The organism is Oxalicibacterium sp. (assembly GCF_057353965.1).
In genome coordinates this window covers 580,572-595,642 of record NZ_JBMQZD010000001.1, presented here as the reverse complement: position 1 = coordinate 595,642, position 15,071 = coordinate 580,572, and the positions used below count along the sequence as shown (strand labels likewise).

Genomic DNA, 15,071 nt, shown 5'->3' with positions numbered 1-15,071 from the left:
GTCGTCTGCTGAAAAAAGACCGCTGGCAGCAGCGGTCTTTTTCGTTCAGGAATCGGCAGGAAATTACTTCAGCGTTTTCAGGATGGCAGCCAGGCCGTCGAACAGTTCGGTGATCTGTTCCTTGCTGATGATCAGCGGCGGTGACAGTGCGATCACATCGGCGGTAACACGTATCAGCAAGCCTTTTTCCCAGAAAGCCCTGTTGAAGACTTCATAGGCGCGTGCACCCGGCTTGCCGGGTATGCCTTCCAGTTCGATACCGCACACCAATCCCAGATTGCGGATGTCCTTGACAAAGGGCAGACCCTTCAGGCTGTGCGCGGCATCTTCGAAGCGGGGGGCCATCTCGGCAGCGCGCTGGAACAGATTTTCTTCCTGATAGACCTGCAGCGTCGCCAGCAGAGCGGCTGCGGCAAGCGGATGGCCGGAATAGGTGTAGCCGTGCGCGAATTCGATCGCGTTGTCCGGCGCCGCGTGCATGAAGGTGTCGTGGATATCCTGGCGGACGGCGACGGCGCCCATCGGTACGGCGGCATTCGTCATTCCCTTGGCGCAGACGATCATGTCCGGTTCGATACCGAAATACTGCGCGGCGAAGGGAGCGCCGAGACGGCCGAAGCCGGTGATGACTTCGTCGAAGATCAGCAGGATGCCGTATTTGTCGCAGATGGCGCGGATCTTTTCCAGATAGCCGCGCGGCGGCATGATGGCGCCGGTGGAACCCTGTACCGGTTCGACGATGACAGCAGCGACGGTGGACGGATCGTGCAATGCCAGCAGGCGTTGTTCCAGTTCATCGGCCATTTCGGCGCCATGCAGCGGCAGGCCGCGCGAGAAAGCGTTGCGGGAAAGATCGAGCGGATGGCGCAGATGATCTGTCCCTGCCAGCGTGGGGCCGAATTGTTTTCGATTGCCCGCGATGCCTCCGACTGCGATGCCGCCGAAGCCGACGCCGTGATAGGCGCGTTCGCGGCCGATCAGGCGTGTGCGGCCGGCTTCGCCGCGTACGCGATGATAGGCGAGCGCGATCTTCAGGGCGGTGTCGACGCCCTCGGAGCCATCGTTGCAGAAGAATACGCGGTTCAGCGCAGGCGGTGTGATGGACGTCAATGCGCTGGCCGCTGCAAAGGCATCCGGATGACCCATCTGGAATAACGGAGCGTAATCGAGTCTGGCGGCTTGCTGCTGCACTGCCTGCACGATCTTCGGATGGCAATGTCCGGCATTGACGCACCAGAGTCCGGCAGTGCCGTCGAGGATCTTGCGGCCGTCATCCGCTGTGTAATACATACCGGATGCGGAAACCAGCTGCCGGGGGTGATCCTTGAACTGGCGGTTGGCGGTGAACGGCATCCACAGATGATCGGTATCGACAGGCTGGTTCATTACGCATGTGGCGAAGTGAAGGATGAACAATCTTATTATGTTTTTGGCGCTCGTCGACAATCGTGATGCCGGGAAGAGCGGATGCGTGTGCATGCCGGCGGTTTCGGGCCATCTTGCGTATACTTCTGTCTGTGCTTCCGTCTGTGTCCGGCCGGTTCGCGCCGTATCGATCATTCAATGGAAATTCGCTGCATGAAACAAGCAGAAAAACCGTCACGCCGTATCACTGTCGCTCCGATGATGGACTGGACGGACAGGCACTGCCGCATGTTTCATCGGCAGATCACACGTCATACCTGGCTCTATACCGAAATGGTGACGACCGGCGCGCTGCAGTACGGCGACGTGCCGCGCCATCTGGATTTCAACGATGAAGAGCATCCGGTTGCATTGCAGCTGGGTGGCAGCGAACCGGCCGATCTGGCAAAGAGCGCGCAGCTGGGCGAGCAGTGGGGTTACGACGAGATCAATCTGAATTGCGGCTGCCCGTCGGAGCGCGTGCAGAAGGGTGCTTTCGGCGCCTGCCTGATGAAGGAGTCGACGCTGGTTGCCGATTGCGTGAAGGCGATGCGCGATGCGGTGCAGATCGATGTCACCGTCAAGCATCGTATCGGCGTGGATGACGTGACCTCATACGATTTCGTGCGCGATTTCGTCGGCACGGTTGCGGATGCCGGCTGCGAAACCTTCATCGTTCACGCGCGCAACGCGATCCTGCAGGGATTGAGTCCGAAGGAGAATCGCGAGATTCCGCCGCTGCGCTATGAATTTGCGTATCGGCTGAAAAAGGATTTCCCAGAACTGGAAATCATCGTCAATGGCGGCATCAAGACATTGGAGGAAATCGATGCGCATCTGGCACATGTCGATGGCGTGATGCTGGGGCGAGAGGCTTATCACAACCCGTATCTGATGGCGGCATTCGATGCGCGCTATTACGGCGACGATGCTCAGCCGCGTTCGCGCAGCGACGTGATTCAGGCAATGATTCCTTATATTCGTCAGCAACTGGCACGATACGGCAGCAAGGATGAAAAGGGCGGCCTAAAGCTCAACAGCATCACGCGGCACATGCTGGGTCTGATGGCGGGCCTGCCGCATGCACGCGGCTTCCGCCAGACCTTGTCCGATTCCAAACAGCTCGCACTCGGCGATCCGGATCTGCTGCTGCAAGCCTTGCAGCGCATGCAGCCGCTGGCGGCCTGATGCTGCGGCTTTTGCCGCATATGGTCTTTCCTGGCTGTAAGAATTTCTTCTCCCTGTAACTTTTACCGGTCGGGAGGCGCATGTTTGTCTATGCGGAATTCCTTTCGAACCTTCTGAAAAAAGTGTGGTCAAGAAGATAACCGATTTGATTTTGGGCATGTTGCATCAGGCCAAATCGGATTGCGATTCAATGTGCGCGCCATGCACTTTTGGCTCGGGCATGAGAATCCTCTTTGCCAAGAAAGGAAAAATCATGATCAAAACATTGCCGAACAATTCGAAAGTCGCCATCGGTGCCGCTTTGCTGGCCGTGCTGTTTGCAAGCGGTTGCGAACGCCGTACGGAGGCGCCGGCAGATACCACGAGCAGCAGCCCGTCTGCCCCTGCCACGACGCCGGAAACTGCACCGGCTGCACCGTCTCCGACCATGCCGGCCGATACGACGCCTGCAGGTGAGGAAAGCAAGTCCGCCGGCGCCGTGATCGACGATACGGTGATCACCACCAAGGTAAAAACGGCATTGCTGGCCGACTCCGACATCAAGGGGTTGGATGTGAACGTCGATACTGCACAGGGCGTTGTGACGCTGAAGGGCGAAGTCGCCAACCAGACCCAGATCGATCGTGCAGGCAAGATCGCGGGTGAGGTGGAAGGCGTCAAGTCCGTCGTCAATAACCTGTCGATCAAGAAGTAAGGATCGGGAAGTCAAGCCGACGGCGCATCGGTCGATATGAGAGATGTCGAGGTGTGTTGCGGTTATCCCGGTACGTTGCCGTATGAAGAGCGCACGGCGGGAAACAATGCAAAAAGGGCGTGACCGTGTCACGCCCTTTTTGCATGCATACTGGATTAATTGCCGCTGGCGGCATCCTGCACTTTTTCGCCGCCTCGTTCCACGTCCTTGCCGAATCCCTGGACGGTGTTGCAGGCAGTGAGTGCAAAACCCATTGCAAGAACGCACATGATGGAAATGATTTTTTTCATGATGATTTTCCTTTTCAAGTTGAAACGAAGCGTGCGGTGGCCTCTCTTTTGTGATCTCCGAACGGAGCGAGCCGCGGCCAGTTTTGGAAACTGAACAGCAGCATTCCTTAGGGCATTTTCTTGCCTAAAAGTTCACTTTCTGAATTGGGATTATGGCCACGGAGCCGGATTGCTGTTGACGTATTGCGGGCCGTTTTCCGACGGTTCGGGAATCTCGGCATTGCGTTCGCCGATGTCGGTGCCGCCTTCTGTCAGGCGCATCAGCTCCTGCCTGATCTTGTCGAAATCCGCGTGAGTGAGCGAACGTGTTTTGTCGGGCCAGTTCTCTAATGCCCACGCGACCAGCGCTTCGAAACGCTGCTTCATTTCGGCTTCAAATGGTGTGATGTCGTTTGCCATGTGCCCTCCGTTACGGTCGGACAGTGGAAAAGAAGAATGATTCCGGCGGCGAGATGCTACACCGTTGTGTGGGCGTCGTTGTGCGCTTCTTCCGTGCTTAATGCATTAGCTAATCTAGCCTGCTTGATGTGGACGTCGTTGAGCAGCACCATGTAATCGCCGCGGCGCGACTCGGGAATTTCTTCGGCCAGATAGTTCAGGCATCGCACGATGGCGCGATTCATGCGCGTAACTTCCTGTGCCAGTTCTTCCACGGTAGCTGCGCTCATTGCGATTCTCCGACTGAAGTGTGGGAAAAGCATTCTAATCCCGATTCCGAATATTGAGAATGATTCTCTTCGGAAAGCAATCTGGAGAGGGAGGCGGCATGCGCGAATGGCATGCGGAGAATACAAAAAGGGTCTGGACTTGTGATCCAGACCCTCTGTATTTGGTAGGCCGTGCTGGGCTCGAACCAGCGACCAACGGATTAAAAGTCCGCTGCTCTACCAACTGAGCTAACGACCCGAAAGACAGCTATTATAGAGAAGCAATATCCTTAGTGTCAATCACCTCTGCACTTTTTTCTTCAAAACTTTTCTGCCGACGGCGGCGTTTTTTCCTTATGCCTGTCTTGTATCCGAAAAAGACGCCGCTCAAAAATAAAATCGCCCCGATGAAGAGGCGATTTTTATTCTGCTGTCATCGTTCCGGTACGCCCCTACTGCAGCATGCTCAGGGTGATGACGTTCCACTTGCCTACTTGAGCAGATCCAGCCTTTCCTTTGCCGTCTGTGCAGCGGGTGCATTCGGATACTTCGATACCAGCGATTGCAACGTCTTCTTCGCCGCGGCGCGATCCTTCAGTTCCATGTAGGAGCTGGCGATGTTGAGCATCGCATCGGCGGCCTTCGGATTGTCCGGATACTTTTTCAGCAGCGTCTGCTGGGCAGAAATCGCATCGCGATAATCGCGCTGCGCATACAGCGCATTGCCGATCCAGTATTGTGCGGACGGCGCATAAGCCGATTGCGGATAGCGCTGGATGAAGTCGGTAAACGCAGCACCGGACTTCTTGTAGTCGCCGCCCTTGAACAAGGTGAGCGCCGCATCGTAATCCTTCTGTTCGGACTGGCCGACCAAAGCGTCCTGACCGTCGACGCTGACGGTCTGCGGTTCGAGTTTGCGCAGACGATTGTCGAGATCGGTATAGAAGTCCTTTTGCCGCTGCTGAGCAGTGGACAATTCATTGGTCAGCACTTCGATCTGCCCGTTCAGACGCGCGATTTCCCGGCGCAGCTGCTCGTTCTGGTTTGCCAGGTCGAGCAGGGCAGAGGCATCGGCCTTGCTATCCAGCTTGGTACGGACTTCGAGGATGGCGCGACGCGCCTCGTCGTCGCCGAACAGCGCTGCATGCGCCGTCAGCGACGCCAAAGAAAATGCGGCCACGAAGGCCGCAGAAAGGATGTTTTTAATCATCGGAAACGGAGATTAATAAACGATATCGGCACGGCGGTTTTCAGCCCACGATGCTTCGTCGTGACCCAGTGCCTTCGGTTTTTCCTTGCCCAGCGAAACGGCTTCCATCTGCGATTCCGCTACACCCAGCAGCGACATCGACTTGCGTACGGCTTCCGCACGTTTCTGGCCAAGCGCCAGGTTGTATTCCGCGCCACCGCGTTCGTCGGTGTTGCCCTGGATGATGATCTTGCGATCCTTGTGCGATTTCAGGTAGGCAGCATGGTTTTCCACGACCGGCTGGTATTCGCTCTTGACCGAGTAGCTGTCGAAGTCGAAGTAGACGCTGCGCTTGGCCAGAACGCCTTGCGGATCGTTCAGCGGATCGGCGGAGGCGTTGACGGTACCAACCGAGCGAGCGTCCGCGCCGGCGCGGTCCTCGACAGGTGCTTTGTCGTCCAGTTTGGTGGACGAGCAGGCTGCCAGCAGCATGGCACTGGACAGGATCAGAACGGAAGAAAGTGCGCGCATGATATTCCTCTTAAGTGGAAGTGTTGGTGTGTAAGAAAAACAACCGCATTATTTCATAAACGGGCCCCAAGTGGGCTCCTGGATATCGCCTGCCTGCATCGTCAGTGTCTGTTTTACGCGACCGTCCACCGAGACGACGCCCAGCGTGCCGCGGCCGCCGGATTTGGTGGCATACAGCAGGTACTTGCCGTTCGGAGCGAAGCTTGGCGATTCATCCTGGACGGTATCGGACAGCCGCTGTTCCTGGCCGTTGGTCAGGTCCAGCAGGTAAAGCTGGAACTTGCCGTCGCGGCGGGAAATGTAGGCCAGCGATTTGCCGTCGGCCGAGATGCGCGGGCTGATGTTGTAGTTGCCGTTGAACGTGATGCGGCGGGCATCGCCGCCGTTGGCGCTCATGCGATAGATTTGCGGGCCGCCGCTGCGATCGCTGGTGAAGTAGATGCTCTGGCCGTCTGCCGAGAATTGCGGTTCGGTGTCGATGCCCGACGAATTGCTCAGGCGGCGCAGGCCGGTGCCGTCGGCATTGACCGAGTAGATTTGCGTCAGGCCGCCGCGCGACAGGGCGACTGCCAGCTTGCTGCCATCAGGCGACCAGGCGGGTGCCGAGTTGCTGCCCTTGTAGTTGGCGGCGACGGAACGCTGGCGCGTGACCAGGTTCTGCACATAGACGACCGGCTTGCGGTTTTCGAACGAGACATAGGCGACCTTGGTGCCATCGGGCGACCAGGCCGGCGAGATGATCGGCTCGTTCGAACGTAGCGCGACCTGCATGCCCTGGCCGTCGGAATCGGCGACTTCCAGGTGATATTCGCGGCCGCTGCGGGAAACGTAGGCGATGCGGGTGGCGAAGATGCCGGGGATGCCGGTCAGCTTCTCGTAGATGTCATCGGCGACCTTGTGGGCGGAGACGCGCAGGAATTGCGTCGGTGCAGCCAGTGCCAGTGAAGACAGCTGCGCTGCCTTGACCGTGTCGAACAGGCGGTAGCGCACGTCGAAGCGGCCGTCCGCCAGTTTCTGCACGCTGCCGACGACGACCGCATCCGCGCCGCGCGATTTCCAGTCGGCAAGATCGACTTGCGAATTTTCGGTCAATACAGCATTCGTCTCGATGATGCGGAAGTAGCCGCTGCGCTGCAGATCGGCCTTGATGATGGCGCTGACCTGCTGGGGCGCGATCGATTCGTTGCCGAAGGCTGCGATAGCAATCGGAATCTGGTTGGCGCCTACGCCGGCGATTTCCACACGCAGTTGAGCATGCGCAAGATTGCCGGCCAGCAGGCCGGCCAGAAGCGCCACGAAGGCGAACAGGCGAGGAAACATGCGTGTGATGGAGAGATGTGTCATGGGTCTCACTGGTCTTTGGGTTTGTGAACAACGGTCAGGCGGCCGGGAACGGTGCCGGACTGGTCCGGAGGGAAGGGTTGCGAACGTTCGATTGCGCGCTTGACCGCCTCGTCGAAACCGGAAATGCCGGACGATTTGCGCATGCGCAAGCCGCGCAGCGAACCGTCGGGCAGCAGTTCGACATCGAATTCCACTGCAGGATTCCCGCTCAGGTTTTCCGGCACGTTGAATACCGTATTAGAGCGGATTTTCGCGGCAATCTTCTGCATGTAGCTGGCGTCGGCACGGCCGCTGCCGGTCGACTTCGCGGCTTGGCCGGTGCCGCCGCTGCCGACAGCGCCGGTCAGGCGCTTCATTTCTTCGGCGCGCGCCTGTTCGCGCAGCTTGGCGTCAATCGCGTCCTGCTTTTTCTTTTTTTCCAGCTCGGCTTTTTTCTTTTCGTCAGCCTTTTTCTTTTCCTCGGCCAGCTTGCGTTCCTGTTCTTCCTTCTGTTTCTTTTCTTTTTCCAGTTTTTCCTGCTTGGCGAGCTGTTCCTTGCGTTCCTGCTCCTTGCGCTTTTTCTCCTGTTCCAGCGCGATGTCGACTTTCGGCGGAGGCGGGGTAACCGGCTTCGGTTCGGGTTTCGGCGTTTCCTTCACGACCGGCTTGGGTTCGGGCTTGGGTTCAGGTTTCGGTTCCGGCGCGGGCGGCAGCGGCGCGGCTTCGCGCGCCTGCATATCCCAGATTTCCGCCTTGATGGCTTGCGGTGTTTCGCTCTGCCAGTCAATGCCGATCCAGAAGAACAGCAGCAATGCGAGATGGACGGCAGCCGCCAGCGTGATGGCACGCCAGCGGCCGGGTTCTTTCGGTACGGAGTAAGGCTTGTCGCGGTCAGTCATGAAGGCAGTTCATCGGGGCAGTTCAGCGGGTCAGTTCATCGCGTAGCGAGTCCGACACGATCGATTCCAATTTTCTTTGCTTCCGAGATGGCCTGGATCACTTCGTCGTACTTGATCTCCTTGTCGGCGGCGATCATGACGGGCATCTCGGGATGGTCGGCGTGCAGCGCCTGCAGTTTCTGCGCCAGCTCGGCACGGTTGGCGGCGGTTTCCTTGCGCGGCGCGCCCTTGCCGCCGGCGATCACCATGGTCGCCGAGGCATCCGGCTTCAGGTCGATGCGGATGTATTCGGTCGGCGGTTGCGTCGATTGCGCGGCATTCGGCAGCTGGATCTCGCCCGGATCCTTCATCGGCGCGGACACCATGAAGATGATCAGCAGCACCAGCATCACGTCGATGTAGGGAACGACGTTGATTTCCGACTTGAACTTGCGTGCGCGTCCGCCGCGCAGGCCTCCGGAGGAAAGTGACATGGCCGCTCCTTACCGCGCCTGCCGCTGCAGGATGTTCAGGAATTCCTCGACGAAGGTTTCGAAGCGGATCGAGAGCCGGTCGATGTCGTGCGAGTAGCGGTTGTAGGCGACTACGGCCGGGATTGCGGCGAACAGGCCGATGGCGGTGGCGATCAGCGCTTCGGCGATGCCGGGGGCGACGGCCGCCAGCGTGGCCGACTGCACGTTGGCCAGGCCGCGGAAGGCGTTCATGATGCCCCAGACCGTGCCGAACAGGCCGACGTACGGCGAGACCGAACCGACCGAGGCAAGGAAGGCCAGGTGTGATTCCAGCGCATCCATTTCGCGCTGGTAGGCGGCGCGCATCGCGCGGCGGGCGCCGTCGAGGCGGGCGCTGGCGTTGAGCGTGTCGGTTGAGGCGCGCGCCTTGTTGAATTCGCTCATGCCGGATTCGAAGATGCGTTCCAGTGCGCCGGTGCCGCTGCGGCGGCGCGACGACGTGGCTTCGGCATACAGGGCATTCAGGTTGCCGCCGGACCAGAATGCGCGCTCGAATTCCTCGGTCTGCGCCTGCGCGTTCTTGATCGTGAACATCTTGCGGAAGATGTAGGTCCAGCTCATGACGGAAACGCCGAGCAGGAGCACCATGACGAGCTGCACGAGTACCGAGGCGTTGGTGATGAGATGGACGAAGGAGAGGTCTTGGGTGACGGTCATGTTGTGCTTGCGAGGTCGATGTTGGTCGTCAAATGTTGTACTGCGTCTGTCGTTTGCATGCTGTGGCCGATGCCGGCCGAATGCGGTCAAACCGCCATTCTACGCGTTGCCGGCAACGTATTCGCATGCATACGGTTGACAGACGCGATTTTGTTTTGCGTCATTCCGGTGCGCACCGCGGCAACGCCTTATGTGCGTGGGTCAAGCTGCCGGATGGCGGCGAGTACTTCCGCCGGAATTTCGCTGGGCCGGAAGCGCTGCGCATCCACGCAGCCCACTTTGATGCGCCCGGTGGCAAGCAGTTCTTCGCGGCCGTCCGCAAGGCGGAAGGCTTGCTGGACGAACTGCACCGAGGCGCGGCCCATCTTTTCGACTACGACAGTCAATTTCAGTTCATCGTCCAGCCGTGCCGGCGCGTGATAGTCGAGCGCCGTGCTCTTGACGACGAACATTGCGCCGTGAGTTGCGGTCATGATCTGCTGGCTGATACCGGCGGCGCGCAGCCACTCGGTACGTGCCCGTTCGAAGAATTTCAGATAGTTGGCGTAGAAGACGACGCCGCCGGCGTCGGTATCTTCATAGTAGACGCGGATGGTCCACGTGAAATCGGACATGATATTTGGCGCGGAAGTCGGGTTCAGCTCGCAGAGGGCAGGCGTTTGATGTTCATCGGTCCGAAGCCCTGGCAGGTCGGCATCACCTCGATGTGGTTGACGTTGACGTGCGGCGGCAGCGTGGCGATCCAGTAGGCGGTTTCGGCAATGTCGGCGGCCGATAGCGGCGTCGTGCCTTCATAGACCTTGGCGGCAGCCGCGTCGTCCTTCAGGCGCACGTTCGAGAATTCGGTGCCGCCGGCCAGGCCCGGCGCAATGTTCGACGAGCGCACCGGCGTGCCGACCAGATCGGCACGCAGATTGCGCGAGAACTGGTCGACGAAAGCCTTGGTCGCGCCGTAGACGTTGCCGCCGGGGTAGGGATGCGCACCGGCACCGGAACTGATGTTGATGATGTGGCCGCGACCGCGTTCCAGCATGGCGGGCAGCAGGAAGCGCGTGATCGTGACCAGCCCCTTGCAGTTGGTGGCGATCATGGTTTCCCATTCTTCCAGCGAAGCCTGCTGCGCCGGCGCGACGCCCAGCGCGAGGCCGGCATTGTTGATCAGCACGTCGATCTCTTTCCAGTCGGCCGGCAGGTTGTTCAAAGCGGATTCGATGGAGGCGCGCTCGGTCACGTCCATGACGACCGGCAGCAGCGACGGGCCGACTTCTGCAGCCAATGCATCCAGCCTTTCCTTGCGGCGGCCGGCGGCGATCACGCGATGGCCGTGGCGGGCGAATTTGCGCGCCATTTCAGCGCCGAAACCGGAGGTGGCGCCGGTGACGAGAACGATCATGGTTTTCCCCTGCAAAATGAAATCGGAGAATATCGGAGAATAAAAGCGGCCGCGTCTGGCGCGGCCGTTGTGTCGGATCAGCGTGCCGGTTTGTTGGCCGACTTGACGCTGGGTTTGTTATCCGATTGCGCGCGGTTGATCAGGAAAGTGGTCAGCAACGGCACCGGGCGGCCGGTCGAGCCTTTCGCCGCACCGCTTCTCCATGCGGTACCGGCGATGTCCAGGTGCGCCCACGTGTACTTCTTCGTATAACGCTCGAGGAAGCAGGCTGCGGTGACGGCGCCGGCCGGCGGACCGCCGATGTTGGCCATGTCGGCGAAGTTGGATTTCAGCTGTTCCTGATAGCTGTCCTCGATCGGCATGCGCCAAGCGGTGTCGCCCGCCTGCTTGCCGGCGGCCAGCAGTTCGTTCGCCAGCGCATCGTGCGCGTCGTCGCCGCGCGTGAACAGGCCGGAATTGTGATGGCCGAGCGCGGTGATGCAGGCACCGGTCAGCGTGGCGACGTCGATCACGGTGGTTGGCTTGAAGCGTTCCGCATAGGTCAGCGCATCGCACAGCACGAGGCGGCCTTCGGCGTCGGTGTTCAGAATTTCGATGGTCTGGCCGGACATCGACGTGACGATGTCGCCCGGCTTGGTGGCGCTGCCGGACGGCAGGTTTTCGCAGGACGGGATCAGCATGAAGACGTTTAGCTTCAGCTTCATCTCGGCGATTGCGCGCATCGTGCCCAGCACGGAAGCGGCGCCGCCCATATCGTACTTCATCTCGTCCATCGCCGCCCCTGGCTTCAGCGAAATGCCGCCGGAATCGAAGGTGATGCCCTTGCCGACCAGCACGATGGGCGCATCCTTGGATTTGCCGCCCTTGTGTTTGAGTACGATGAATTTCGGCGGCTGCACGCTGCCGTTGGTGACGGACAGGAAGCTGCCCATCTTCAAGGCTTCGAGCTGCTTGCGGTCCAGCACTTCGACTTCCAGCTTGAATTCCTTGGCGATCTTCTTGGCCGTGTTCGCCAGATAGGTCGGCGTGCAGACGTTGGCCGGCAGGTTGCCGAGATCCTTGGTCAGGTCCATGCCATTGGCGACAGCGGTCGCCTGCGCAACGGCCGCCTTGGCGGCATCGGCCTGCGCTGCCGGCACGGCGAAGGCGATCTTGCCGACGCCGGCTGGTGCCGGCTCCTTCTTGCTCTTCAGCGTATCAAAGCGGTAGGCGGCTTCACGCGCGGCCAGCACATAGCTGCGTACAGCCCAGGCCGTGTCGCGGGATTTGACGACGTCGAACGGCAGCGCCAGTGCCGCATCGCCGGTGCCCAGCGCGGAAAAGGTGCGCGCAACGGCTTGCAGCGACGACAGGAAATCCTTTTCCGTCACGCCGTCTTCCTTGCCGAGGCCGACCAGCAGAACGCGCTCGGCGCTGGCGCCGGCGAGGTTGCGCAGCAACAAGGTGGAACCGGCCTTGCCGGTGATGTCGCCGGACTTCAATGCGGCGCTGATTTCACCCTTGCCGTCGAGGGCGCGGGCAGCGGAAGAGAGGATCTTGTTTTCGAAGACGGCGACTGCGATGCAGCCCGTTTTCAGACTGGCGAAGCCGCTTTTTGCGTCCAATGGTTTTATGCTAAAGTCCATGCGTTGCTCTCCTTGACGATCCCTCGATTATAGCCTTCCGATGATTTTTCAGCGCGCGCTCCGACGCGACTTGCTTAGTACCGCTGGCGCCGTCTTCACCACTCTCTTCACGATCACGATCACGATCACGCTGATCCGGATTCTGGGCCAGGCTGCGGGCGGCAAGATTGCATCAGGAGACGTCGTCGCACTGCTCGGTTTCTCCGCGCTCAACTATCTGCCCATCATCCTGAATCTGACCGGCTTCGTGTCGGTGCTGCTGGTCGTCACGCGCAGCTATCAGGATTCCGAAATGGTCGTCTGGTTCGCATCCGGCCTCAGCCTGTCGCGCTGGATCAAGCCAGTGCTGATGTTTTCCGTGCCGCTGGTGGCGACGACGGCCGCGCTCAGTTTTTTCCTGACGCCATGGTCCAACCAGCAGAGCGCAATCTACAAGGAACGCTACGCGAACCGTGAAGACATCGCGCGCGTGTCGCCCGGCAAGTTCCAGGAGTCGTCGTCGGCCGATCGTGTCTTTTTCGTCGAGGGTGTGACCGGCGATTCGACGCGCGTCAAGAACGTCTTCGTCAGCAGCCAGCGCAATGGCAAGACCAGTGTGGTGGTGGCGAAGGAGGGGACGGTCGAAGTCGACAAGAACGGCGACAAGTTTCTCGTCATGAGCAAGGGGCGCCGCTATGACGGCGTGCCGACGCAATCCGATTTCGAATTGATGGAGTTCGACCGCTACGGTGTGCTGGTCGGCCGCCAGTCGCAGGCTACAGTGGGCGATACGTCGGCCCGTGCGCTGCCGACGATCGAACTGATCCGCAATCGTTCCAACTTCAATGATGGCGAACTGTTGTGGCGCATGTCGCTGCCGCTGATGGGTGCGTTGCTGATGCTGCTGGCAATTCCGTTGGGTTTCGTCAATCCGCGCGGCGGCCGGTCGGCCAATCTGCTGATTGCGCTGTTCCTGTTCGTCTTCTACAGCAACATGCTGAACTATGCACAGGCGACCGTGGTGCAGCAGAAATCGACTTTCCTGATCGCATGGTGGCCGGTGCATCTGGTCGCCGGCATCGTGATCACGGTGTTCTTCCTGTGGCGCCTGAAAGTCAACAGCCGCTGGCATCCGCTGGCAGTCTGGTCCAAGTTCAAGCGCGCACTGTTCGGCAGGAGGATGGCGGCATGAAGATCTTGCAACGCTATTTTGCACAGGAGATCGGCCGCAACGTACTGTTCGTGCTGATTGCCTTCCTCGCGCTGTTTGCCTTCTTCGACATGGTCAACGAGCTGAAGTCGATCGGGCGCGGCGGCTATACGCTGCAGCAGGCAACCATGTATGTGTTTCTGGGGCTGCCAGGTTATGCCTACGAACTGATGCCGATCGCTGCGCTGATCGGTTCGATCTGGGCGCTGTCGCAGTTCGCGGCGCGTTCCGAGTTCACGATCATGCGCGCCTCCAGCATGTCCACCGGCATGGCAGGCGTGATCCTGGCGAAAATCGGTGTGATCTTCGCATTGGCGACGTTTGTGCTGGGCGAGTTCGTCGTGCCCTATAGCTCGACGGCTGCGGAGCGGGTGCGTCTGGAGGGAATGGGGCGATCGGTGTCGCAGGAATTCCGTTCGGGCCTGTGGACCAAGGACGTGATCCGCACTGATGGACTCACCGGCGAACAGATCGGTTCACGCTTCCTGAACATCCGTACGGTGAAACCGAACGGACAGATGAGCGGTATCAAGATCTACGAATTCAACAACAACTTCCATCTGCTTTCGCTGATCACCGCTGCACAGGCCGAATACCGCGGCAACAACACGTGGGAACTGCTGAACGGCGCCGAAGCGCGCTTTGCTGAAAATGAACTGCAGAACGTGACGACCGCGGCCGAGCTGACGACCGCGATTTCGACATCCAGATTCGACAGCCGGAAGATGATTTCGGAGGTCACGCCGGAAATCCTGTCGGTCGGTTTTTCCGATCCGGAGCGCATGTCGGCGATCGATCTGGTCAGCTACACGAAATACCTTTCCGAGAACAAGCGCGATACGGTGCGCTACGAAATCGCCTTCTGGAAGAAGGTGGTTTATCCGTTCGCGGTATTCGTGATGATGGCGCTGGCGTTGCCGTTCGCCTATCTGCATTTCCGCTCGGGCGGCGTCAGTCTGAAGATCTTTACCGGCATCATGATCGGCGTCAGCTTCCAGATGATCAATAGCCTGTTTGCGCATCTGGGTTTGCTCAATACCTGGCCGCCGTTCGCGACAGCGATTCTGCCTAGTTTGCTTTTCATGCTGACGGCGATTGCTGCGCTGATGTGGGTGGAGCGTCACTGATGAACGGCAGACGCGCATTGGTACTGTTCGCGCATGGCGCGCGCGATCCACGTTGGGCGGAGCCGTTCCGGCGTTTGCAGGAGATCGTACGCAGGCAGTCGCCCGAACTGGTTGTCGAACTGGCTTTCCTCGAATTGATGTCACCACGCCTGCCGGAATTGGCGGCGACGCTGGCGGAGCAGGGCGTATCGGATGTGACGATCGTGCCGGTCTTCCTTGGGCAGGGTGGCCACGTGATGCGTGATCTGCCTGGCATCGTGGAAGAATTGCGGCAGACATACCCCGACGTACAGTTCCAAGTGGCGGGCGCCGTCGGTGAGGATGACAGCGTGCTGCAGGCGATGGCTGCGTATTGTCTGCATTCGATTCGGGACTGAAGCTGTTTGTCTGCTAAGTAGTTTTG

General features: G+C 59.7%; 18 protein-coding genes and 1 tRNA gene. 5 read left to right on the top strand and 14 right to left on the bottom strand.

Going from position 1 to position 15,071, the window contains the following annotated elements:
* Positions 1-63: 63 nt before the first annotated feature.
* Positions 64-1,386: an omega-aminotransferase AptA gene (gene aptA / locus ACO1VH_RS02970; protein WP_486242324.1), complete on the bottom strand. Its 1,323-nt coding sequence runs from the start codon at positions 1,384-1,386 to the stop codon at positions 64-66.
* Positions 1,387-1,578: 192 nt separating this feature from the next.
* On the opposite strand from aptA, the gene dusA reads away from it, so the two are divergent.
* Together dusA and ACO1VH_RS02960 are read left to right on the top strand one after the other, a co-directional pair.
* Positions 1,579-2,592: a tRNA dihydrouridine(20/20a) synthase DusA gene (gene dusA / locus ACO1VH_RS02965; protein WP_486242322.1), complete on the top strand. Its 1,014-nt coding sequence runs from the start codon at positions 1,579-1,581 to the stop codon at positions 2,590-2,592.
* A 253-nt stretch (positions 2,593-2,845) separates the two neighbouring features.
* Positions 2,846-3,286 (top strand): BON domain-containing protein, encoded by a 441-nt coding sequence (locus ACO1VH_RS02960; RefSeq protein WP_486242320.1) that lies wholly within the window; start codon positions 2,846-2,848, stop codon positions 3,284-3,286.
* A gap of 155 nt (positions 3,287-3,441) precedes the next feature.
* On the opposite strand, the gene ACO1VH_RS02955 is transcribed toward ACO1VH_RS02960, so the two are convergent.
* The 13 genes from ACO1VH_RS02955 to ACO1VH_RS02895 form a co-directional block, all read right to left on the bottom strand.
* Positions 3,442-3,576, bottom strand: coding sequence for an entericidin A/B family lipoprotein (locus ACO1VH_RS02955; RefSeq protein WP_486242318.1), 135 nt, complete (start codon positions 3,574-3,576; stop codon positions 3,442-3,444).
* Between the two features lie 150 nt (positions 3,577-3,726).
* Entirely contained in the window at positions 3,727-3,975 is a 249-nt protein-coding gene (locus ACO1VH_RS02950) for a hypothetical protein (RefSeq protein ID WP_486242317.1), read from the bottom strand.
* 56 nt (positions 3,976-4,031) lie between these two features.
* Positions 4,032-4,244, bottom strand: coding sequence for a hypothetical protein (locus ACO1VH_RS02945; protein WP_486242315.1), 213 nt, complete (start codon positions 4,242-4,244; stop codon positions 4,032-4,034).
* 162 nt (positions 4,245-4,406) lie between these two features.
* Positions 4,407-4,482: transfer RNA gene (locus tag ACO1VH_RS02940), tRNA-Lys, on the bottom strand.
* 231 nt (positions 4,483-4,713) lie between these two features.
* Entirely contained in the window at positions 4,714-5,433 is a 720-nt protein-coding gene (gene ybgF / locus ACO1VH_RS02935; protein ID WP_486242314.1) for a tol-pal system protein YbgF, read from the bottom strand.
* A gap of 12 nt (positions 5,434-5,445) precedes the next feature.
* The gene (gene pal / locus ACO1VH_RS02930; RefSeq protein ID WP_486242312.1) at positions 5,446-5,943 is read right to left on the bottom strand and encodes a peptidoglycan-associated lipoprotein Pal; all 498 of its coding nucleotides are present in this window, start codon (positions 5,941-5,943) and stop codon (positions 5,446-5,448) included.
* Positions 5,944-5,991: 48 nt separating this feature from the next.
* The gene (gene tolB / locus ACO1VH_RS02925; protein WP_486242310.1) at positions 5,992-7,287 is read right to left on the bottom strand and encodes a Tol-Pal system beta propeller repeat protein TolB; all 1,296 of its coding nucleotides are present in this window, start codon (positions 7,285-7,287) and stop codon (positions 5,992-5,994) included.
* Between the two features lie 5 nt (positions 7,288-7,292).
* Positions 7,293-8,165 carry an energy transducer TonB gene (locus tag ACO1VH_RS02920; RefSeq protein ID WP_486242309.1) on the bottom strand — a complete coding sequence of 291 codons (873 nt, stop codon included), beginning with the start codon at positions 8,163-8,165 and terminating at the stop codon, positions 7,293-7,295.
* A gap of 35 nt (positions 8,166-8,200) precedes the next feature.
* A complete protein-coding gene (locus ACO1VH_RS02915; protein ID WP_486242308.1) occupies positions 8,201-8,638 on the bottom strand; it encodes an ExbD/TolR family protein in 438 nt (145 codons plus the stop codon).
* A gap of 9 nt (positions 8,639-8,647) precedes the next feature.
* Positions 8,648-9,334: a protein TolQ gene (gene tolQ, locus ACO1VH_RS02910; RefSeq protein WP_486242306.1), complete on the bottom strand. Its 687-nt coding sequence runs from the start codon at positions 9,332-9,334 to the stop codon at positions 8,648-8,650.
* A gap of 188 nt (positions 9,335-9,522) precedes the next feature.
* Positions 9,523-9,948 carry a tol-pal system-associated acyl-CoA thioesterase gene (gene ybgC / locus ACO1VH_RS02905; protein WP_486242304.1) on the bottom strand — a complete coding sequence of 142 codons (426 nt, stop codon included), beginning with the start codon at positions 9,946-9,948 and terminating at the stop codon, positions 9,523-9,525.
* Positions 9,949-9,971: 23 nt separating this feature from the next.
* Positions 9,972-10,727 (bottom strand): SDR family NAD(P)-dependent oxidoreductase, encoded by a 756-nt coding sequence (locus ACO1VH_RS02900; protein ID WP_486242303.1) that lies wholly within the window; start codon positions 10,725-10,727, stop codon positions 9,972-9,974.
* Between the two features lie 77 nt (positions 10,728-10,804).
* The gene (locus ACO1VH_RS02895) at positions 10,805-12,352 is read right to left on the bottom strand and encodes a leucyl aminopeptidase (protein WP_486242301.1); all 1,548 of its coding nucleotides are present in this window, start codon (positions 12,350-12,352) and stop codon (positions 10,805-10,807) included.
* A gap of 40 nt (positions 12,353-12,392) precedes the next feature.
* On the opposite strand from ACO1VH_RS02895, the gene lptF reads away from it, so the two are divergent.
* From lptF to ACO1VH_RS02880, 3 genes are read left to right on the top strand one after another with little or no spacing between them, the layout of a single operon-like run.
* Positions 12,393-13,523, top strand: coding sequence for an LPS export ABC transporter permease LptF (lptF, locus tag ACO1VH_RS02890; protein ID WP_486242299.1), 1,131 nt, complete (start codon positions 12,393-12,395; stop codon positions 13,521-13,523).
* Positions 13,520-14,668, top strand: a complete 1,149-nt coding sequence (gene lptG, locus ACO1VH_RS02885; protein ID WP_486242297.1) for an LPS export ABC transporter permease LptG — start codon at positions 13,520-13,522, stop codon at positions 14,666-14,668. Before lptF ends, lptG begins: the two co-directional genes overlap by 4 nt.
* Complete coding sequence (locus ACO1VH_RS02880) at positions 14,668-15,045, top strand: sirohydrochlorin chelatase (protein WP_486242296.1); 378 nt, start codon at positions 14,668-14,670, stop codon at positions 15,043-15,045. The genes lptG and ACO1VH_RS02880 overlap by 1 nt, the downstream gene beginning before the upstream one ends.
* The last annotated feature ends 26 nt before the right edge of the window (positions 15,046-15,071 follow it).

Coding starts and splice junctions, on each gene's coding strand:
- dusA (WP_486242322.1), top strand. CDS start 1,579: ATGAAACAAGCAGAAAAACCGTCACGCCGTATCACTGTCGCTCCGATG.
- lptG (WP_486242297.1), top strand. CDS start 13,520: ATGAAGATCTTGCAACGCTATTTTGCACAGGAGATCGGCCGCAACGTA.
- ACO1VH_RS02900 (WP_486242303.1), bottom strand. CDS start 10,727: ATGATCGTTCTCGTCACCGGCGCCACCTCCGGTTTCGGCGCTGAAATG.
- ACO1VH_RS02960 (WP_486242320.1), top strand. CDS start 2,846: ATGATCAAAACATTGCCGAACAATTCGAAAGTCGCCATCGGTGCCGCT.
- ACO1VH_RS02880 (WP_486242296.1), top strand. CDS start 14,668: ATGAACGGCAGACGCGCATTGGTACTGTTCGCGCATGGCGCGCGCGAT.
- ACO1VH_RS02920 (WP_486242309.1), bottom strand. CDS start 8,165: ATGACTGACCGCGACAAGCCTTACTCCGTACCGAAAGAACCCGGCCGC.
- tolB (WP_486242310.1), bottom strand. CDS start 7,287: ATGACACATCTCTCCATCACACGCATGTTTCCTCGCCTGTTCGCCTTC.
- pal (WP_486242312.1), bottom strand. CDS start 5,943: ATGCGCGCACTTTCTTCCGTTCTGATCCTGTCCAGTGCCATGCTGCTG.
- tolQ (WP_486242306.1), bottom strand. CDS start 9,334: ATGACCGTCACCCAAGACCTCTCCTTCGTCCATCTCATCACCAACGCC.
- ACO1VH_RS02915 (WP_486242308.1), bottom strand. CDS start 8,638: ATGTCACTTTCCTCCGGAGGCCTGCGCGGCGGACGCGCACGCAAGTTC.
- ACO1VH_RS02895 (WP_486242301.1), bottom strand. CDS start 12,352: ATGGACTTTAGCATAAAACCATTGGACGCAAAAAGCGGCTTCGCCAGT.
- ybgF (WP_486242314.1), bottom strand. CDS start 5,433: ATGATTAAAAACATCCTTTCTGCGGCCTTCGTGGCCGCATTTTCTTTG.
- ACO1VH_RS02945 (WP_486242315.1), bottom strand. CDS start 4,244: ATGAGCGCAGCTACCGTGGAAGAACTGGCACAGGAAGTTACGCGCATG.
- lptF (WP_486242299.1), top strand. CDS start 12,393: ATGATTTTTCAGCGCGCGCTCCGACGCGACTTGCTTAGTACCGCTGGC.
- aptA (WP_486242324.1), bottom strand. CDS start 1,386: ATGAACCAGCCTGTCGATACCGATCATCTGTGGATGCCGTTCACCGCC.
- ACO1VH_RS02950 (WP_486242317.1), bottom strand. CDS start 3,975: ATGGCAAACGACATCACACCATTTGAAGCCGAAATGAAGCAGCGTTTC.
- ybgC (WP_486242304.1), bottom strand. CDS start 9,948: ATGTCCGATTTCACGTGGACCATCCGCGTCTACTATGAAGATACCGAC.
- ACO1VH_RS02955 (WP_486242318.1), bottom strand. CDS start 3,576: ATGAAAAAAATCATTTCCATCATGTGCGTTCTTGCAATGGGTTTTGCA.